This is a genomic window from Nonomuraea sp. NPDC049480 (assembly GCF_044465905.1).
Taxonomy (GTDB): Bacteria; Actinomycetota; Actinomycetes; order Streptosporangiales; family Streptosporangiaceae; genus Nonomuraea.
This window is the reverse complement of the sequence record NZ_JBITMD010000014.1, coordinates 205,496-223,110: the sequence shown is the minus strand read 5'-3', so window position 1 is coordinate 223,110 and position 17,615 is coordinate 205,496. Positions and strand designations below refer to the sequence as shown.

Annotated in this window: 17 protein-coding genes and 1 pseudogene; 6 read left to right on the top strand and 12 right to left on the bottom strand. The window is 69.3% G+C overall.

Features of this window, described 5'->3' with window-relative positions:
- Positions 1-90: 90 nt before the first annotated feature.
- Positions 91-813 (top strand): TetR/AcrR family transcriptional regulator, encoded by a 723-nt coding sequence (locus ACIBX3_RS35110; RefSeq protein WP_397124682.1) that lies wholly within the window; start codon positions 91-93, stop codon positions 811-813.
- 905 nt (positions 814-1,718) lie between these two features.
- Here ACIBX3_RS35110 and ACIBX3_RS35105 read toward each other — a convergent pair.
- Positions 1,719-2,633, bottom strand: a complete 915-nt coding sequence (locus tag ACIBX3_RS35105; protein ID WP_397124680.1) for an NADP-dependent oxidoreductase — start codon at positions 2,631-2,633, stop codon at positions 1,719-1,721.
- Between the two features lie 14 nt (positions 2,634-2,647).
- Positions 2,648-3,133: a luciferase family protein gene (locus ACIBX3_RS35100; protein ID WP_397124678.1), complete on the bottom strand. Its 486-nt coding sequence runs from the start codon at positions 3,131-3,133 to the stop codon at positions 2,648-2,650.
- A gap of 67 nt (positions 3,134-3,200) precedes the next feature.
- Here ACIBX3_RS35100 and ACIBX3_RS35095 point away from each other — a divergent pair, with 67 nt between their 5' ends.
- Positions 3,201-3,602 (top strand): winged helix-turn-helix transcriptional regulator, encoded by a 402-nt coding sequence (locus tag ACIBX3_RS35095; protein WP_397124676.1) that lies wholly within the window; start codon positions 3,201-3,203, stop codon positions 3,600-3,602.
- A 91-nt stretch (positions 3,603-3,693) separates the two neighbouring features.
- Here the strand turns inward: ACIBX3_RS35095 and ACIBX3_RS35090 are convergent, their stop codons facing one another.
- The gene (locus tag ACIBX3_RS35090; protein WP_397124674.1) at positions 3,694-4,074 is read right to left on the bottom strand and encodes a nuclear transport factor 2 family protein; all 381 of its coding nucleotides are present in this window, start codon (positions 4,072-4,074) and stop codon (positions 3,694-3,696) included.
- A gap of 88 nt (positions 4,075-4,162) precedes the next feature.
- On the opposite strand from ACIBX3_RS35090, the gene ACIBX3_RS35085 reads away from it, so the two are divergent.
- Positions 4,163-4,966: a helix-turn-helix domain-containing protein gene (locus ACIBX3_RS35085; RefSeq protein ID WP_397124672.1), complete on the top strand. Its 804-nt coding sequence runs from the start codon at positions 4,163-4,165 to the stop codon at positions 4,964-4,966.
- On the opposite strand, the gene ACIBX3_RS35080 is transcribed toward ACIBX3_RS35085, so the two are convergent.
- Entirely contained in the window at positions 4,919-5,413 is a 495-nt protein-coding gene (locus ACIBX3_RS35080) for a hypothetical protein (RefSeq protein ID WP_397124670.1), read from the bottom strand. The genes ACIBX3_RS35085 and ACIBX3_RS35080 overlap by 48 nt on opposite strands.
- A 181-nt stretch (positions 5,414-5,594) precedes the next feature.
- Between ACIBX3_RS35080 and ACIBX3_RS35075 the strand changes: the two genes are divergently transcribed.
- The gene (locus ACIBX3_RS35075) at positions 5,595-6,344 is read left to right on the top strand and encodes a DUF1963 domain-containing protein (protein ID WP_397124668.1); all 750 of its coding nucleotides are present in this window, start codon (positions 5,595-5,597) and stop codon (positions 6,342-6,344) included.
- Here ACIBX3_RS35075 and ACIBX3_RS35070 read toward each other — a convergent pair.
- Both ACIBX3_RS35070 and ACIBX3_RS35065 read right to left on the bottom strand, forming a co-directional pair.
- Entirely contained in the window at positions 6,338-7,378 is a 1,041-nt protein-coding gene (locus tag ACIBX3_RS35070) for a helix-turn-helix domain-containing protein (protein WP_397124666.1), read from the bottom strand. The genes ACIBX3_RS35075 and ACIBX3_RS35070 overlap by 7 nt on opposite strands.
- Before the next feature lie 99 nt (positions 7,379-7,477).
- The gene (locus tag ACIBX3_RS35065; RefSeq protein WP_397124664.1) at positions 7,478-8,500 is read right to left on the bottom strand and encodes a zinc-dependent alcohol dehydrogenase family protein; all 1,023 of its coding nucleotides are present in this window, start codon (positions 8,498-8,500) and stop codon (positions 7,478-7,480) included.
- Positions 8,501-9,112: 612 nt separating this feature from the next.
- On the opposite strand from ACIBX3_RS35065, the gene ACIBX3_RS35060 reads away from it, so the two are divergent.
- Entirely contained in the window at positions 9,113-9,598 is a 486-nt protein-coding gene (locus tag ACIBX3_RS35060) for a hypothetical protein (protein ID WP_397124662.1), read from the top strand.
- A 175-nt stretch (positions 9,599-9,773) separates the two neighbouring features.
- Here ACIBX3_RS35060 and ACIBX3_RS35055 read toward each other — a convergent pair.
- The 3 genes and pseudogenes from ACIBX3_RS35055 to ACIBX3_RS35045 form a co-directional block, all read right to left on the bottom strand.
- A pseudogene (locus tag ACIBX3_RS35055) lies at positions 9,774-10,948 on the bottom strand (IS3 family transposase).
- Between the two features lie 378 nt (positions 10,949-11,326).
- Entirely contained in the window at positions 11,327-12,487 is a 1,161-nt protein-coding gene (locus tag ACIBX3_RS35050) for a cation:proton antiporter (protein ID WP_397124660.1), read from the bottom strand.
- Between the two features lie 5 nt (positions 12,488-12,492).
- Complete coding sequence (locus ACIBX3_RS35045) at positions 12,493-12,975, bottom strand: cation:proton antiporter regulatory subunit (protein WP_397124658.1); 483 nt, start codon at positions 12,973-12,975, stop codon at positions 12,493-12,495.
- A gap of 266 nt (positions 12,976-13,241) precedes the next feature.
- Here ACIBX3_RS35045 and ACIBX3_RS35040 point away from each other — a divergent pair, with 266 nt between their 5' ends.
- Positions 13,242-14,993: a potassium/proton antiporter gene (locus ACIBX3_RS35040; protein WP_397124656.1), complete on the top strand. Its 1,752-nt coding sequence runs from the start codon at positions 13,242-13,244 to the stop codon at positions 14,991-14,993.
- Positions 14,994-15,290: 297 nt separating this feature from the next.
- On the opposite strand, the gene ACIBX3_RS35035 is transcribed toward ACIBX3_RS35040, so the two are convergent.
- From ACIBX3_RS35035 to ACIBX3_RS35025, 3 genes are read right to left on the bottom strand one after another with little or no spacing between them, the layout of a single operon-like run.
- The gene (locus ACIBX3_RS35035; RefSeq protein WP_397124654.1) at positions 15,291-16,193 is read right to left on the bottom strand and encodes a sugar phosphate isomerase/epimerase family protein; all 903 of its coding nucleotides are present in this window, start codon (positions 16,191-16,193) and stop codon (positions 15,291-15,293) included.
- Between the two features lie 17 nt (positions 16,194-16,210).
- Positions 16,211-17,131, bottom strand: a complete 921-nt coding sequence (locus ACIBX3_RS35030; RefSeq protein WP_397124651.1) for a TolB family protein — start codon at positions 17,129-17,131, stop codon at positions 16,211-16,213.
- The gene (locus ACIBX3_RS35025; protein ID WP_397124649.1) at positions 17,128-17,598 is read right to left on the bottom strand and encodes a heme-degrading domain-containing protein; all 471 of its coding nucleotides are present in this window, start codon (positions 17,596-17,598) and stop codon (positions 17,128-17,130) included. Before ACIBX3_RS35025 ends, ACIBX3_RS35030 begins: the two co-directional genes overlap by 4 nt.
- Positions 17,599-17,615 lie beyond the last annotated feature (17 nt).

Below are 17,615 nucleotides of genomic sequence, written 5' to 3'. Positions count from 1 at the left end.
ACCTTTCAGGAACTGGAACGGGCTTCCCGCTTCCATGACGACAGCCTAACAACGAAACCGGGTAGCCTGTTCCACTTGTAGAGTGGAATCATGACATCCGCCGCAGACCCCGACTCGTCCCTGGACCGGCAGCCTGAACCGGGGCTGCGCGCCGACGCCGAACGCAACCGCGAGCGCATCCTGGCCGCCGCCCGCCGCCTGTACGCCAGCCACGGGCTCGGCGTCTCCATGGCCTGCATCGCCCGCGAAGCCGGCGTCGGCAAGGCCACCCTGTCGCGCCGCTTCGCCACCCGCGAAGAACTCATCAACGCGGTCTTCGCCGACCGCATGCACGCCTACGCCGCCGCGGTCGCCGAAGCCCTCGCCGACCCCGACCCCTGGCGTGGCTTCACCGGCTACGTCCACGCCGTCTGCGCCATGCAGGCCGCCGACCGCGGCTTCGCCGACGTGCTGACCATGACCTTCCCCGCCGCCAAAGCCCTGGAAGAGCGCCGCACCGAGGCCTACAACGGCTTCCTCGAACTCATCGCCCGCGCTCAGGCCACCGGCCACCTGCGCGCCGACTTCACCTCACAAGACCTCGTCATCTTGCTGATGGCCAACGCCGGCGTCGTCGCCGCCACCCAAGACGCCGCCCCGGGCGCCTGGCGCCGCCTGGTCGGCCAGATGCTGCGCGCCTACGCCGCCCCCGGCGCCGACCTGCCGCCACTGGAGCGGGCTCCCACGCCCACCGCGCTGTATCGGGCCATGATCCGCCTCGCCCGCCCCGCCCCGGGCACCGGTGAAGACACGGAGCGACCAGACGGCCGGTGACCTCGCTCGCCAGACGATCATCGTGAGTGTCTCGTGTCCATCCGCCGGACTCGAACGCGCGCGCCGGCCATCCCTTGACCCTGCCTCGTCATCGCCGCTCTGCGAGGTCGCCGCAGTACGCGAGACACATCAGGCCGATGTCGCTGCCTGCGGGCTGATCGCAGGTCAGAGCCGGCGCCGCAGCGAAGCGACGTGCTCGGTGACGGCGGCGATGGCTTCGCTGCCGGGTTTGCCGTAGCACCTGGCGTGCGCGGATTCTTGTGGCGAGTCTTGCCCATGATTTGGCGAGCGGCCCGCGCATGTCCTTCGGCGGGATGCCCGAGCTGTCCTGACCCACCGGCAGCATCAGCACCGGCTCCTTGCCGCGCGGATGTGGGCCTCGATGTCGTCGGTCGGCGGCGTGTGGACCTCGATGAACTCACCGCTCGGCAGCCGCTTGATCACGCCGGACTCCACGCCGTACAAAACGCTAGGCAGGTGGCACCTGGTGTTGACGCGCTCCCCGGCTGAGGCCCGGGGATTCGGCCTGCCAGCGAGCAACGAGGGCCTCGTCGAGGGTGAGGCATAGACACTCCGCTGGCGCCAGCCCTGCTCTGCTCCCTGCGCCTGCCAAGGATAGAGGCCCATCAACACGGCGGACCCTGCCTTGGCGATGGCGTGGGCCGCTCTCCTTGCCGACTCCATCTCCGAGGGAGTCGGCGGAGGGCTGACACTGTCGCTGCCACCGCCCTCACCTTGTCAAGGGTGGTGCGGCAGGTTATGTGGAATCAGGTGCTGTCAAGTCCTGCAGTCACCTGCCGTCACCCAGAGGGCAACGCGCCGAACTGCTGGAACACTTCCAAGGTGGTCACTTCGCCCGGTGCTCAGCAAACAGCCCGTGCTCGACCCGCCAGATGTCGATGTGCTCAGATCGTGACGGCGAGCTTGCCGACAGTCCCGGCGGTGAAGTCGGCGATCGCGCGCGGTGTTTCGGCCAGCGGGTAGGAGCGGGCCACCGGCACCCGCAGACGTCCCTCGGCCGCCTCCGCGGCGAGCTGGGCCAGGGTTGCCGGGTTCGGGTCGGCCATTACCACCGTGGCCTTGATGTCCCGGCCTGGCTCATCGGGCATGTAGTGCAGGGTGGAGGCCAGCCGCCCGCCGTCGGTCAGCAGGGCGGCTACGGCTGGGCCGTCGCCCGCCAGGTGCAGCGCGGCATCCACCCCGCGGGGCGTGATCGTGCGTACCTGCGCCGGCAGGTCGGTGTGGTCGACGGCCCAGGTGGCGCCCAGGCCGGTGACGAAGGCGGCTTCGGCTCCGGGGCGGGCGGTGGCGATCACCCGGGCGCCGCGCGCGGCGGCCAGTTGGATGGCGAACGCGCCCACGCCGCCTGTCGCACCCGAGATCAGGACGGTCTCCCCGTGTGTCGGGGCGACGGCGTCGATGGCGTTGAGCGCGGCGGTCCCGGCCAGGCCCAGTACGCCCGCGTGGGTGTGGCCGAGCCCGTCGGGGATCTTGGCCAGGCCGTACTGCTCGCTCACCACCACGTAGTCGGCGAAGCCGCCCTGGCCCAGGGTCGGGCGCATGACCACGCCGAACACGTCCTCACCTGGCGTCAGGCCGGTCACGCCCTCACCGACGGCCGCCACGGTGCCGGCGAAGTCCTTGCCGAGCACGACGGGGAACTCGTAGTCGTACACGCCCTTGAGATAGCCGCCCAGCACGCCAAGGTCGAAGCCGTTGACCGAGGAGTTCAGCACCCGGACGAGCACCTCGCCGGGACCCGGCTCGGGCACGGGCAGGTCGGCGGCTTCCAGGTCAGCGCCGAAGGCGGTGAAAGCCATGGCACGCATAATGATCACTCCGTTGTCGTAAAAGATGCGGTGGCCTGCCGCCAGGAGGCGCGCAGGACGGCGCGGGCGATGGCCAGGTCGGCCTCGTCGCGGGGGGCGTACAACATCACGATCGTGTCCGGCCATTCAGGGCGCCGGCTGATCGGATGCGGCTCGATCCACCCGGCCCGCTCCAGCGGCTCGATGAGCGGCCCTGGCACGGTGAGGTGGAGGAAGCCCGAGCGGTGGATGTGCCCGAACTCGTCGCGGCTGGGGTGCAGGAACGCCGCCCACGGCCCGGCGGGCTCGTGCAGCCGCAGCGCCAGCGAAGCGGGCTCGGACACCTGGCTGGGGCCGGTGAACACGCCCGCCAGCGCCTGTGCCTCCGCCACCAGGGCGGCCCTGATGCGTGGCGGGGAGAACTGGTCGAGCTGGTCGTGCGGGATCTCCAGACCCGTGGTCCGCGGGCGAGGTCCCGGCCTGGGCGGGGGATCGGTCAAGTCGATGCTCATCGCAACAGCACTTTCTGTGCGCTGGTTACTTCTTGTGCGTGCATCAAGTCTGGTCCACACTGCTCCCATGACGGAAGAAGGCACTTTGACCCGCGGAAGGCACACCGATGTGCGCGAAACAGTCGGCGTGGACCACCCGACCTGCCAACTGCGCGACATCCTCGACCGCGTCGGGGACAAGTGGAGCGTGCTGGTGATGAACCTGCTCGGCGGCGGGCCCAAGCGCTACTCCGAACTGCAGCGCTCCATCGAGGGCATCTCCCAGCGGATGCTCACTCTCACCCTGCGCAGCCTGGAGCGCGACGGCCTGGTCGAGCGCACCGTCACCCCCACCTCGCCGCCCCGGGTGGACTATGCCCTGACCCCGGTCGGGGAGACGCTCCCGACCCAGGTCTCCGGACTCATCACATGGGCCGAGCAGCACCGCGCGTACGTCGCCGCCTCCCGCCTGCGCTACGACGCGTCCTGACCGGCGTCGAACTGCATGCGGGGCAGACCAGACCGCCGTCTGCGGGCGGTCTGGTCTCGATCGAGGCGGATCGCTGCTCCATGCCGTCCGGTCAGAACATTCCGTGGGGAACCTGGGCGGCTTCCGGCACCGGCTGGACGACATCCCAATGCTCGACGATCTCCCCGTCGATCATCCGCCAGATGTCGACGACGGCGACGCCGCGCGGGTCGTCGTCCGTGGCCATGTGGTAGTGCATCACCACGTGCTCGTCGTCAGCGATCACCCGTTTGAGGTCGAGCCGGGCGCGGGCCACGGGAGCCTTGGCGATGAACGCGATGAAAGCCTCCCGCCCTGAGGGATTTCCCGGACTGTGCTCGATGAAGTCCTTGTGCAGCAGGGTACGGAGTACGTCGATGTTCCCCGCCGCGAACTGGGTGAACCCATGGAGGGCACGTTGCTTGTTGCTTGCGGCCTTGCCGTTTTCGCTCATGCGGGCCACCGTCGCAGCCGCCGCCCCGGCCTGTCGATTACATGGCATGTAATCGAGATCCTCGACGAGGCGGGGCGATAATCGCCGCATGATGCAGGACCGGCCGGTCGGTGAGCTGCTGCGCGAGTGGCGGCACCGCAGACGGCTCAGCCAACTCGATCTGGCGATCCAGGCGGAGGTGTCCGCCCGGCACGTCAGCTTCGTGGAAACGGGACGGACCATTCCCAGCAGCGCGATGGTATTGCGCCTGGCCGAGCATCTGGGCGTCCCGTTGCGGGAACGCAACCGCCTGCTGGTCGCGGCCGGGCACGCACCCGTCGTCCGGGAGCGACCACTGGAAGATCCGCACTTGGCCTCTGCGCGGAATGTCCTGGAGCAGATCCTGCGAGGGCACCAACCGTATCCGGCGCTCGTCGTGGACCGCCGCTGGAACCTGCTGTTGGCCAACACCGCGATCGACGTCTTCCTGGAGGGCGTCGATGCGGCGTTGCTGCGACCTCCGGTCAACATGATGCGGCTGGGCCTGCATCCGGGCGGGTTCGCGCCGCGGCTGCGCAACCTCGGGCAGGTCCGCGCGTACCTGCTGCCCCGGCTCGCCCGCCAGGTGACGCAGACCGGCGATCCGGAGCTGAGCGCGCTGTATGACGAACTGCTGTCCTACGGCCCCGAAGGCGATCCGGCGCCGCCCGATCCCACCGACATCGCGCTGCCCATCCGCATCTGCCATCGCGGAGCGGAGCTGTGTTTCATCAACACCATCACGACGTTCGGCGCCGCCTTCGACGTCACCCTCGAAGAGATCGCCGTCGAGGCGTACTTCCCCGCCGATGACCACACCGCCCGCTTATTCCGGACAGGAGCCGCAGCACTCTCTCTCCACCTTGGCCGCTGACTCACCCCGCTCCACCGCCATCGAGATCTTGCCCGCCCGCATCGCCCCACCGGCATCGGCCAGCACCTCCAGCACATCCCGATACGCCCGCGGCAACACCGACGGGTGCAGCTCCGGCTCCCACGACGGCACCGTCACCACACCCCGACGCCCCACCTCAACCGGCTGCTCACCCGCCTGCCTGCCCCGGAGCCCGGCCTCCGGCCCGCCTTCCTGCGTCTCGGCGTCAACGCCCTCGCTTGCTGGCACAGGTTCGGCGGCAGGCGAGGCCGACTCACCCAGAATCTCCTCCACCGTTTCCTGCGTGATCACCAGCCGGGACAACCGGTCCTCCTCGGCGTCCAGACGTGACTGCACCTCGGCCAACTGCTCGCGAAGCTCCACGATCCGCCGTCGGGACTCAGTCAGCCGCCGCGCCAACTCCTCCTGCAACGACCCCAACGCCACCACCGCCTCACACGCCTACATCCACGGTAGAAGCCAACCCCGCGATCAAACAGTCCAGGCACGAACACCCAGCTCAACCAGTCCCTGGAGAGGAACTACACCCTGCTTAGATAAGCACGTGAATTATCAAGACGCTCTCGCTGACATCCGCTCGTTGTGCATCGAACACCTGGGTGAGCGAGTGGGCTCACAGTTGGTCGATTTGGCCAAACCCGGGTTCGTGCTCGAACCCGCCGACAAGGACTTCCAGACCGGACGCTGTCGGGCTGGCGGCGACATTGCCTTCCTGGAACAGGGCACACCGTGGCCGCAGGACCAGCAGGGCCGCCCGCTCAGTGTCCTCGCCGTGCTCGACACCAACGAACTCGCTCCTTGGCTCGGTGACGAACTGCCGACCCGGCTCGGCCTGGTCAACATCTTCGCCTTGCACCCGGAGCACCGTGCGGCGGACGACTGCCAGATCGTCACCGCCGACCCGGCCCGGGCCGTGGGGACGCCGAGCCCACCCGCGGCTCCGGCCTTCAACGACCACGTGCTACTGGGCGCCGACCCGATCGTCACCCTGCCCGCCATGTCGGGTGACCGCGGTGATCCGATCTTGGAGACGTTGGACTTCCGCGATGAGCCCGGCTACGACACCGACAGCCCCTACACCCCAGACCACATCAGATTCGTGATGGAGCCGTTCGGCGGCGCGTGGGAAGCCTATTGCGAGGAGGCGTTCGGGTTCCAGCTCGGGGAGGCCCAAGCATTCGGCTGGCCCCACATCCACCAGGGCATCAGTGACAGGGCAAAGGGGTACAGCCACCTTGCCACGATCTCCAACCTCCTGTGGGGCGGCGACGGGCTCACCCGCGTCATGGTCCCCACAGAGGCCCTACGAACCGGCAAGTTCACAAACGTCGAGCACGAAAGCGACAGCCATTACTGATCTGGCCATCCGGCCTGAGACCATCGGGTCTCGACCTCGTCGGCGGTGGTGGTGCTGCTCCTTTGGAGGGACCTCGTGAGCTGGGCGGATGACTCACTGGAAACGAGCCACACCCATCGGCTTTCCGTGGTGGGCGGGGCGCTGTCTGCTGGTTCCTCACCGTGGGCCACGTTGTCGCGATGCCGGCTCCCGAACTCTTGGGTGGCCGCCCAGCTGGACAGGAGAGCGAACCTGTCGGCGGACGGTGAGCCCTCTTCGACGCTGAATGTGCAGATGGCCAGGCCTGGTTCGCCGGGCAGTTCGAACACGTCGAAGGTGACGTCGATCTCGCCGACTTCGGGGTGGCGGTAGACCTTCTGGCCGGTGCGGTGCTCGTGCACGTCCTGCTCGCCCCAATCCGTACGGAACTGTGGACTGAGCGTGGAGAGCTCTCCGATGAGTGCGGTGAGCTCCTGGTTGAGCGGGTCGCGTCCGGCTTCGAGCCGCAGCATCGCGGCAGTCATGCTGCGAGCAAGAGGCCAGTCGAGGTAGAAGTCCCGAGCGCGGGGGTCGAGGAAGACGAACCGGGCCAGGTTCGGCTTGTCGGCCTCGAAGTGCGGGGCGAACAGCGCGCGGCCCATGAGGTTCGCGGCGACGAGGTTTTGCTGCGCGTTGACCACGACAGCAGGCACGGCCAGGTTGTCCAGGACCCGTTGCACCGAGGCCCGCACCGACGGCCCGCCCCGCCGTCGGCTGCGTGCGGCCAGCGTTGCCGGGGTGGTGCGTGCGAGGTCGAACAGGTATTCGCGTTCGACGTCGTTGAGTTGCAGCGCTCGCGCGATGGCGTTGAGCACGCTCTCGGAGGCGCCGCGGATCTTGCCGCGTTCGAGCTGGGTGTAGTAGTCGACGCTGACGCCGGCGAGCATGGCGACCTCTTCGCGGCGCAGGCCGGGCACGCGCCGTTCGTCGCCGTAGTCGGGTAGTCCCGCCTGTTCGGGGGTCACGTGTGCCCTGCGGGAGATCAAGAACTCCCGCACCTCGTCCTTCCTACTCATGTCCTCCCCTCGATCTGTCACCTGATCTGAATGAGCGCTCCGGTGCCGTCCGCCACACCGCGCCTCGCCGCCTGGGCGGAGGGCGGGGGGCGGGGTGCGTCAGACGGTCAGCAAGACCTTGATGGCGCGACGCTCGTCCATCGCCGTGTACCCCTGCGCGGCGTCCTCCAGCGGGAGGCTGAGATCGAAGACCTTGCCGGGATCGATCTTGCGGTCCCAGATGAGCTGGATCAGCTCGGGCAGGAACCGGCGAACCGGGGCAGGGCCGCCGTGGAGGTGGATGCCGGCGAAGAACAAGTCGATGCCCGGAATCTTGACGTCGTAGTTCACGCCGACGAAGCCCATGTGCCCGCCGGGCCGGGTCGCACCGATGGCCTGCATGGTGGACTCCTGAGTGCCGACCGCCTCGATCACGCTGTGGGCGCCGAGCCCGTTCGTCAGCTCCTTGATCTTCGCTACGCCTTCGTCGCCCCGCTCGGTGACGATGTCGGTCGCGCCGTAGAAGCGGGCCAGCTCCTGCCGTTCGGGGTGGCGGGACATCGCGATGATCCGCTCCGCGCCGAGCTGCTTGGCGGCCAGGACACCCATCAGGCCGACCGCTCCGTCACCCACGACCGCAACCGTCTTGCCGGGGCCGGCCTCGGCGGCGACGGCACCGAACCAGCCGGTGCCGAGCACGTCCGACGCGGCCAGCAGCGACGGGATCAGCTCCGGGTCCGGCTGCCCCGGCGTGGGAACCAGCGTGCCGTCCGCGTACGGGATGCGGGCCCTTTCGGACTGGGTGCCGATCGTCTGCGCCACGAAGGAGGCGTGCACGCACTTGGACTGGTAGCCGGACCGGCAGATCTCGCACGTGTTGTCGGAGATGACGAACGACCCGACCACGAAATCGCCGACCTTGACGTTCTTCACGTCCGCGCCGATCTCCTCGACGACGCCGACGTACTCGTGCCCCATCACCTGGTGGTCGGCCGGTTCGACGCCACGGTAGGGCCACAGGTCCGACCCGCAGATACACGTGGCCGTCAGCCGGATGATCGCGTCCGTCGGCTCGATGATCTTCGGATCCTCGCGCTCCTCCACGCGGACGTCTCCAGCGGTGTGCATCACCACTCCCCGCATGAATATTCTCCTTGCTGCTCTTGCATCGGCACTCGCTCACGCCGACAACCACTTCGTCCCGTAGCGCGTCATTCGCGCCTTTCGCGATCCATCGAACCCGGTGAACGCGCTCACTGGCAGGGTCTGACAGCACCCCCCAGTTCGACCAACTACCCAGGCCGGCTACGTCACTCCTGCTCCCCGTCACGGACCGTCACAGGCGGCTAGGGACAGGAGAAGGCCTTTCTGCGGCCCGATACCACCGATTCCGGCCGCTACGCACGATCAATCGACAAGCGGCCGCGAGGGTCGCGTCCGCGTCCCTTCACTTCAACTGCTTCCAACCACGACGACCCACGTATAGGAGCTTTCCCCCGATTCGGAGGGGCTCGGCTCTCCCTTGTCCCGTCCCGAAGCACGGATGACCGGGCCTCCTGGCAGCTACCCGGACGGGACTTCCACCGGCGAGCGACGACGAGCTCACAAACAACAAGATCCACCGCTACGTTACGGTTTCACCGCCGCCCGGCGACCGGTTCTCCATCAACTTGTCCGACCGGCATGAACGCCCCGGCGCGTGCATCCACGACGCGCGCCGGGGGCTCTCCCTGACCGCAGGAAAGGCAAACCCTCATGGCAGTCCTTCGCAGGAGCGCCCACGACAGCTTGCGCATTCACCAGGGCTCGGATTTTCTCGTCACCCAGGTGGAGGACGGCGTGCCCACAGGCAGCCCTGGGCCAGGAGAGGTCCTGGGCAGACAGACGCTCCCCAGGATCGGAGCAGGGCCCAATGGCGTCGACGTCACCAGTGCCGTGCCCCCCGGCGGTCCGATCCACGTTCGCTACGAACTCTGGGACGCCGAGCCGGGCCCGCTCCCCTCCTGGGATCGCATGTGGGAAGGCCGTCTCCACCTGCGAACCGGCCTGATCGGCGTTGCGCAGCATTTCGCGGAGGAGTGGGACGAATACCTCGAGTTCGACACCGGCGAGCGTGACAGCGCCTGGTCGGCTCGTGTGCTGAACAGAGTCCTGTCCAACACCGAGGAACCCGACTTCCCCGCCGACATCGTCGAGGTCGATCTCTACCGAGTGCAACTCTGGCCGCCCGCGACGGCATGAGCGGTTGCGACAGATCCGCCGCCTGATCCCGATGTTCAGCCCGGAACGTGCATCACCGCAGGGACATCAGGGACTGAAGCGTGTGCCGCGAACATCCGATCTGCCTAAGCCGTCAAGTCCTGTTCGGGAGGTGAGGAGCCACGGAGATTCCGGACAGCCGTCTTATGGGCGTAGCCTATGCGGCTGTTTGGGTTGAAAGGGACTCGTTGAGTACTTCCAGGGGTGGCCGGTAGCCGAGCGCGGAGTGCAGGCGCCGATGGTTGTAGAACCCTTCGATGTAGCGGATGACCTGCCGTCTTGCCTTGGCTCGGGTGGTGAAGACGAAGCGGTGCAGCCATTCGTTCTTGAGCACGCTGAAGAACGACTCGGCCATCGCGTTGTCGTAGCAGACCCCGGTGCGGCCGACCGAGCGGCGGATGCCCAGGCCGGTCAGGAAGCGGCCGAACTCGTCGCTGGTGTAGTTCGAGCCGCGGTCGGTGTGGAACACGGCGCCGGGCTGCAGCAGGCCGGTGCCGGCGGCCATCCGGACCGCATCCTTGATTAGCTCGGTGCGGTAGTGATCGGCCACCGCCCAGCCCAGGACCGCCTTGCTGTGGCAGTCGATCACGGTGGCCAGCTAGAGGAAGCCCTCCCAGGTGCGGATGTAGGTGATGTCGCCGACCAGCTTGGTGCCCGGCCGGGTGGCGGTGAAGTCGCGGCTGACCAGGTCGGGGATGCCGCGGAAGTCGCCCGCTGCGGTGGTGGCCGACCGGAACGCCCGGACCTGCGCCGGGATCAGGCCCTGTTCGCGCATCAGGGCGCGGACCAGCTCGGCCGAGCAGTGCTCACCGCGACGCTGCAGGGCTGCGTGCACCCGCCGGTAGCCGTAGGTCTCGTGCGAGCCGGCGAAGATCTCGGCGGCCAGAGCGGCCAGCAGTGCGCGGCGTTGCGCGGTGGCCGAGGCCGGCCGCCCACGCCACTCGTAGTAGCCCGAGCGGGACACGCCCAGCCAGGCGCACATCTTCAGGATCGAGTGACGGGCCTTCTCCGCGTCGATGAGCTCGTACTTGGCGAGCGTCATCGAGTCTCGGACGCGAAGAAGGCGGCCGCTTTTTTCAAGAAGATCAACTTCTCTCGCAGCTCGGCGTTCTCCCGCTCCAGCTCCCGGATCCGCGCCCGATCCGGTCCGGAACTCGGCTGCTGCTCCTCCTGCGCGCTCGCGATCCGGTGCCGATTCACCCAGCTGCCCAGGGTGCTGGCGTTGATGTCGAACTCCCGCGCCACCGACGCGACCGTCCGATCGCCCTCCAGCACCATGCGGACGGCTTCTTCCTTGAACTCCGGCGAGAACTGCCTGCGACGCCTCGTCACGTACCTACCTCTTCCAGACTTCTGTCAGCTTATGTAGCCGACTGTCTGGAAACTGCTGGGCACCTCAAGGGGATTATGGCGTCCAGCGTGCGCGGGGCGCTCCGTCGGGGTCACGCAGCACGGCGGCCATCAGCGGATGGTGCTCGTCCTCGTGGCGGGAAAGGACCAGTATTGCGCGGGGGCGAGCCGGGCCCCGTATCGCGGCGACCTCATCGATGGTTGTGATCCGGCGCCAGTGTGAGGCGCTGTGGGCGACGGCCATGGGCACCTGCGCGCCATCGTGGTAGCCGGTCAGGTCGGGCGGGAACAGCCCGGGCTTGCCGTGGCCTGCCGCCGGCGGCAGGCCACGGCGTTTTGCCCCCGGCCACCGGCAGCGGTTCAGGCGCGTTTGGCGATCGCGGTGATCAACGGTTGGACCAGGCGTGCGGCCAGTGGTCCGAACGCAGCCAGGATCAGCACGTAGGCGGCGGCCAGCGGGCCGAGGTCGGGGTGGGCGCCGGCGGCCACCGCCAAGCCGGCGATGACGATGTTGAACTCGCCGCGCGGAATCAGCGCGATCCCCGCCCGCGCTTGGCCGGCCCGGGCAATGCCCGCCCGGCGGGCAGCGTAGAAACCGGTGAGCAGCTTGGTCACCATGCTCACGACGGCCAGCAGCGCGGCCAGCCCCGCGACCGGGCCGATCTTGGTGGGGTCGGTCTGCAAGCCGAAGAAGACGAAGAAGACCGCGGCGAACAGGTCCCGCAGCGGGGCCAGCAGCGCCTGAGCCTCGTGGGCGAGTTCGCCGGACAGGGCGATGCCGACCAGGAACGCGCCGACCGCTGCCGACACCTGCATCTGCTGGGCTACCCCGGCCACCACCAAGGCCAGCCCGACCACCTTGAGCAGCAGCACCTCGGAGTTGGGGCTGCGGACGAACGCCTCGATGAACCGACCGAACCGCAGCGCCACCAGCAGCACGACGCTGACGGTGGCCAGCGCGATGCCCACTGTGACCGCACCGCCCACGAAGCTCAGCCCGGCCAGCAGGGCGGTCAGCAGCGGCAGGTAGATCGCCATCGTCAAGTCCTCGAAGACGAGCAGCGACAGCACCACCGGGGTCTCGCGGTTACCGATCCACCCCAGATCCGACAGCACCTTGGCGGTGATGCCGGAGGAGGTGGCGTAGGTGACCCCGGCCATGGCCACCGCCGCAACCGGTCCCCAGCCGAGTAGTAATGCCAAGATCGCGCCGGGTGCGGCGTTGGCCACGAGGTCGATGATGCCGGCGCGGGCGTTGCCCTTGAGGCTGGCGACCAGTTCGTCGGCGTTATATTCCAGGCCGAGGGTGAGCAGCAGCAGGACGACGCCGATCTCGGCGCCGACAGAGACGAATTCCTCGCTGGTGGCCAGCGGCAAGATGCCGCCGGTGCCGAAGGCGAGCCCGGCGATGAGATACAGCGGGATCGGGGAGATGCCCACCCGCAGGGCCAGGGCGCCGAGCAGGCCCAGGCCGAGGATGATCGCGCCGAATTCCAGGAACAGCAGTGCCGTGTGCTGCACCGGGCCTACCCGTGGGCCAGGATGTCGGCGACGGCGTTGACGCTGTCCGCGCTGCCCACCACGACTACCAGGTCGCCGACGGCCAGCGTGAAGTCCGGGGCGGGGCTGGTGAACACCTGCCCGCCGCGGACCACGGCCACGATGGAGGCACCGGTGCGGGTGCGCACCTGCGCGTCGCCCATCGGCCGCCCCGCGTACGGCGAGCCTTCCGCGATCGGCAGCTTCTCGCTGACCAGCCCCTCGACCTCGCGGTGCAGGTCGTTCAGGCGCTGCACCACCCGCGGCGCGCCGAGCAGCTCGGCCAGCGCGTCGGCCTCCTCGTCGTTCAGCTTGACGGTCTCACACGCGCGGTCGGGGTCGTCGGGATCGTAGATCACCAGATCCCGGCGGCCGGTGCGGTGAGAGACGACCCCGATGCGCCGCCCAGATCTCGTGGTGAACTCGTGTCGTAGCCCGATGCCCGGCAACGCCGTCTGCTCGATCTCCACCGCTTACCTCATCCCGTCAAGGCGCCCTTTCTTGCTCGAACCGTACCAATCCCGAGCTCTACCACCAGTATCGAGACGGATCAGGGCAACGGGTATTGCCATACCTGCGGTCGGTGACGCTCAAGCCGCCGAGAGAGCACGGCAGCAGCGTCGCCGCCGTCATGATCCGCGTAGCACCGGTCAACGTCTTGCGTGCGAGTGCCTCCGCGAAGGGCACGATGGGCTTGCACGGCACAAGGAATGCCCATGTCGATCGAGGGGGCGCGATGAGCTTGCAGCAGCTGTATGGAGTGCTGCTGGCCGGTGGCATCGTCTTGCTGGCCAGCATCGCCGCGGCACGCACCGCCAGCAGGCTCGGACTGCCCGGCCTGCTGCTGTTCCTCGCCTTCGGCGTACTGCTCGGCGAAGACGTCCTGGGCATCGACTTCGACGACGCCCAGCTGGCGCAGACACTGGGCACCTCGGCGCTGGCCATCATCCTCATCGAGGGCGGCCTGAGCGGCAAGTGGGCCGACATCCGGCGGCTGCTGCTGCCCTCGGCGCTGTTGGCCACCCTCGGCGTGGCCGTCAGCGTGCTGATCACCGCCGCCGGGGCACACCTGCTGCTGGGCATGAACTGGCAGCTGGCCCTGCTGCTGGGCGCGATCGTCTCCTCCACCGACGCCGCCGCCGTCTTCTCCGTCCTGCGCGCGTTGCCGCTGCCGCGCCGCGTCGCCGGCCTGGTGGAGGCCGAGTCCGGTTTCAACGACGCCCCCGCCGTCATCTTGGTGCTGGTGTTCAGCACGGTCACCACCGGCTCACCCGATGTCCCCGCCATCGCCGGGCAGATCGCCTTCGAGCTGGCGGCCGGGGCCGCGATCGGGCTGGCAGTCGGCTGGGCGGGGGTGCTCGCGCTGCGGTATGTCGCACTGCCCGCCACCGGCCTGTACCCGCTGGCCACCGTCGGCCTGGGCGTCATCGCCTTCGCCGCCGCCGGCGCCGCGCACGCCTCCGGCTTCCTGGCCGCCTACCTGGCCGGACTGGTGCTGGGCAACGCCGTTCTCCCGCACCGCGCGGCCACCCGCTCCTTCGCCGAAGGCATCGGCTGGCTGGCCCAGATCGGCCTGTTCGTCATGCTCGGCCTGCTCGTCACCCCCCGCGAGCTGCCCACGGCGCTGCTCCCGGCCACCATCGTGGGGCTGGTCCTGTTGCTGCTGGCCAGACCCGCCTCCGTGATCGCCTGCCTGACCGGCTTCCGGACCAGCTGGCGGCAGCAGGCGTTCATCTCCTGGGCCGGCCTGCGCGGCGCGGTGCCGATCGTCTTGGCCACCTTCCCCATCGTGGCCGCCGTGCCCGGCAGCCGGCAACTGCTCAACATCGTCTTCGTCCTGGTCGTCGTCTTCACCCTCATCCAAGGACCGACCCTGCCGCTGCTCGCCCGGCTGCTGCGCGTCACCCAGCCGCACCAGGCCAGGGACGTGGACATCGAAGCCGCACCCCTCGACGTCCTGCACGCCGACCTGCTCACCCTCACCATCCCGCCCGGTTCCCGCCTGCACGGAGTGGAGATCTTCGAGCTGCGACTGCCCAAGCCGTCGATCGTCACCCTGATCATCCGTGCCGGGGACACCATCGTCCCCGAACCCGACACCCTCCTGCGCGAAGGCGACGAGGTACTCATCGTCACCACCCCCGCCACCCGCACCCACGTCGAACGACGCCTGCGCGCCGTCGGCCGGGGCGGCCGCCTGGCCCACTGGTACGGCGAGCACGGCGAGCCCGACCCCGGCCCCACCCCGGCGAGGCCGGGCACTACGATCACCCAGGCGTTATCGACGCAGACAGAACCACCCGCCTCCGTCGGCGGCGCAGGGCGGATGGGTCCGACATGGCGCAAGGGCCTGATCGGCGGCCGGTCACGGCACCCTGGGACCTCGTCGTCCTCTGCTCCTCGGCGACCACCATCCGAGCTGCCCGAGCCGCCTCCACTCGATGATCAGACCGTTCACGGGTCGGAGTCTGATCACGCGGTCAAATGATCCGCCACCAGGACCGACGGCGCCTGGACGGTCTCGTTCTCACTCGCGATGAAGTGTTCGGCGGGAATCGGAACGATCGCCGGTGCCGGCTTCGGTCCTCGCCATAGATGGCCGGGGCGATGGACTCGCGTATCCGGCCGGGACGCCCCACCGCTCCGCGGCTTCCCTCGACCGCTCAGGGCGCGAGCCGAGCACGCCGATCGTGCAGGCCCCGGCGTCAGCGGGTGACACGCAGATGTGCGGCCGCGATCATCCCGGTCCCGGTGATCGCCACCCGCAGCGGCGCCGACCCGACGGTCATGCGTCGCCTCCGGCCGCCGTGGTGAAGTACGGGTGCTGCCGCAGGAACGCCAGCGACGCGGCGCTGCTCTCTGCCGGCGTGGGAAGGTTGGGCACGTCCACCTCGATGACGAACCAGCCCTCGAACCCCTGTGGGAGAGCGGCGAGGACGGCGTCGAAGTCGATCGCCCCGCGTCCCGGCTCCGTCCAGACCTTCGAGCCGCAGGTGGCCGCCGCGTAGTCCTCGTCACGTTCCCGTGCGGTCTCCGCAGCCGCGGCATCGACGTCCTTCAGGTGGACGTTGAGCACCCGGTCGGCGTAGGCGGCGATGACCTTCTCCGGCGCGGCACCGGCCCAGCGCAGGTGGCCGGTGTCGGGGCCGAACCACAGTGCGCTGCCCGCGGTGGCATCCAGCACGGCACGCACCTCCCGCTCGACCTCCACCGCGGAGCCGACATGGGGGTGCAGCCCGTACCGCACGCCCTCGGCGGCGGCCGCTTCGGCAGCGGCCGCGAGCCCGTCAGCCACCACGAGCGTCCGGTCCGCGTCGTATCCGGTGCCGACGGCCGGGTGCGCCATGCGGTCGGGCAGCAGGTCGGTGGCGATGAAGGCACTGTCCACGCCGAGCTCCAGGTGCGCCCGCGCGTGCCGCTTGATCGCCTCGACGGCCTCGCCGTGGCGATCCCGGTCATGGAACGGCGCGGAAAAGTACCCCGGCGCGGCCGCGAGGGAATGTTCCGCCAGCAGCGCACCGTACGCCTCCGGGGTCATGTCCGGGGGCAGCTCGATCGTCAGATGCGTGAACCCCACCTCCGACAGCGCGGTCATCGCCTCCTCCAGGATGGCCCGATCGAGCCGGTAGCCGCCTTCGCCGAGGATCCACGGCAGCGGATTGATCGCGGTGCGGCGCTCCAGGGTCATGGGAGTCTCCTTGCCGGTCACTCGGCCACCAGGTCGTTCCGCTGGTCGAAGGGGTAGTCCGCGAACGCGAACGCCGATCCGTCCGGTGCCCAGCTGGGCACGTTGATCGTGCCCTGCCCGCCGTCGAGCGCGACCAGCGTGGTGGGCTCCTGCCAGGCGTCGACCGACACCAGCCGCAGCTCGACCGGCAGGTCGGCGGGGTGCCCGGTGGTGCCCGGCGGGTAACTGAGATAGACCGCGACATCGCCGGTCGGAGCGACATGCGGGAACCAGTTCACGCGCTCGTCGAAGGTCAGCTGCGCCAACCCGGTCCCGTCCGGCCGCACGCGGGCCAGCTGGGCGTGCCCGGGCGTGGTGGAGAACTGCTCGGTGTTGAACACGATCCACGCGCCGTCCGGCGTCCACTCGCATCCGTCCGCCGGGCCCGGGTCGGTCGTGACGGCGACGTCCCCCCGCCCGTCGACGCCGACGGTGTGGATGGTCGCCGACGCCCACCAATTGTCCCCGTCCGGGTCCAACCGCACGTAGCCGAGCCGTTGCCCGTCGGGGCTGACGCCGTGCAGGAAGTGCATCCCGCCGTCATCGACGGTGACGCGACGCGCCGTGCCTCCGGCGAGGGGGACCTCCCAGATGTGCCAGTCGTTCGCCGACGCGAACACGGTCGCCCCGCCGGGGGCGAGGACGTGGTCGTTGTTGACGTCCGGCAGCCCTTCCGCGGGGATTCGCCGGGGAGGCGCGGAACCGTCGGCGGGCAGGAGCCAGAGTTTCCCGTCGCCGTTGACCAGCAGCCGGCCGTCGGCCGTCCAGTTCGGCGCCTCGTAGAGCCGGTCGCGCGACTCGAACACCGTGCGCACCGCTCCGGTGTGGCGATCCCAGACGCGGACGCGGGCGCGCTGCCCGGGCTGCAACTGTCGCAGCGGCCCCTTCTGGTCGCTCACTTGCCGTCTCCGTCGGCCAGGTAGGCGCGAATGCCTTCGACGATGAGGTCGTGGTCCTCCTGGGAGGACAGCCCGGAGGCGGTCGCCGCCGCGACCACCCCGGCTCCTCGGACCCGGATGGGGAACGATCCGCCGGTCACCGCGTATTCGGCGCCCAGCCATCCGGCCGCGACCGGATTCACGCCCGCGGCGGACAGGCGGGCGTCCACCAGTGCGCTGCTGGCCTCCATGCGCAGGACGACGGCGGCCTTGCGGGCGATCCAGGTGTCCTGGTCGGGGGTGATGCCCGGCAGGGCGGCGCGGAAGAGGATCAGGCCGGGCCGGCGGATGTCGATACCCACCTTGTGGCCGGCTTCCTGCGCGATCGCGGTGATCCGTGTGCCCAGTAGCCAGGCGTGCGCGTGGTCGAACGCGTCGAAGAGCAGCTCCTGCTCCTGACGTTCCAGCGTGGTGACGAGATCGGTCATGGCCGCTCTCCTTCGAG

What these genes read in the sequence shown, in the direction of transcription:
- ACIBX3_RS35060 (WP_397124662.1), top strand. Translation starts at nt 9,113, where the DNA reads ATGGCAGTCCTTCGCAGGAGCGCCCACGACAGCTTGCGCATTCACCAG.
- ACIBX3_RS35025 (WP_397124649.1), bottom strand. Translation starts at nt 17,598, where the DNA reads ATGACCGATCTCGTCACCACGCTGGAACGTCAGGAGCAGGAGCTGCTC.
- ACIBX3_RS35095 (WP_397124676.1), top strand. Translation starts at nt 3,201, where the DNA reads ATGACGGAAGAAGGCACTTTGACCCGCGGAAGGCACACCGATGTGCGC.
- ACIBX3_RS35035 (WP_397124654.1), bottom strand. Translation starts at nt 16,193, where the DNA reads ATGACCCTGGAGCGCCGCACCGCGATCAATCCGCTGCCGTGGATCCTC.
- ACIBX3_RS35070 (WP_397124666.1), bottom strand. Translation starts at nt 7,378, where the DNA reads ATGAGTAGGAAGGACGAGGTGCGGGAGTTCTTGATCTCCCGCAGGGCA.
- ACIBX3_RS35100 (WP_397124678.1), bottom strand. Translation starts at nt 3,133, where the DNA reads ATGAGCATCGACTTGACCGATCCCCCGCCCAGGCCGGGACCTCGCCCG.
- ACIBX3_RS35040 (WP_397124656.1), top strand. Translation starts at nt 13,242, where the DNA reads ATGAGCTTGCAGCAGCTGTATGGAGTGCTGCTGGCCGGTGGCATCGTC.
- ACIBX3_RS35085 (WP_397124672.1), top strand. Translation starts at nt 4,163, where the DNA reads ATGATGCAGGACCGGCCGGTCGGTGAGCTGCTGCGCGAGTGGCGGCAC.
- ACIBX3_RS35105 (WP_397124680.1), bottom strand. Translation starts at nt 2,633, where the DNA reads ATGGCTTTCACCGCCTTCGGCGCTGACCTGGAAGCCGCCGACCTGCCC.
- ACIBX3_RS35090 (WP_397124674.1), bottom strand. Translation starts at nt 4,074, where the DNA reads ATGAGCGAAAACGGCAAGGCCGCAAGCAACAAGCAACGTGCCCTCCAT.
- ACIBX3_RS35065 (WP_397124664.1), bottom strand. Translation starts at nt 8,500, where the DNA reads ATGCGGGGAGTGGTGATGCACACCGCTGGAGACGTCCGCGTGGAGGAG.
- ACIBX3_RS35110 (WP_397124682.1), top strand. Translation starts at nt 91, where the DNA reads ATGACATCCGCCGCAGACCCCGACTCGTCCCTGGACCGGCAGCCTGAA.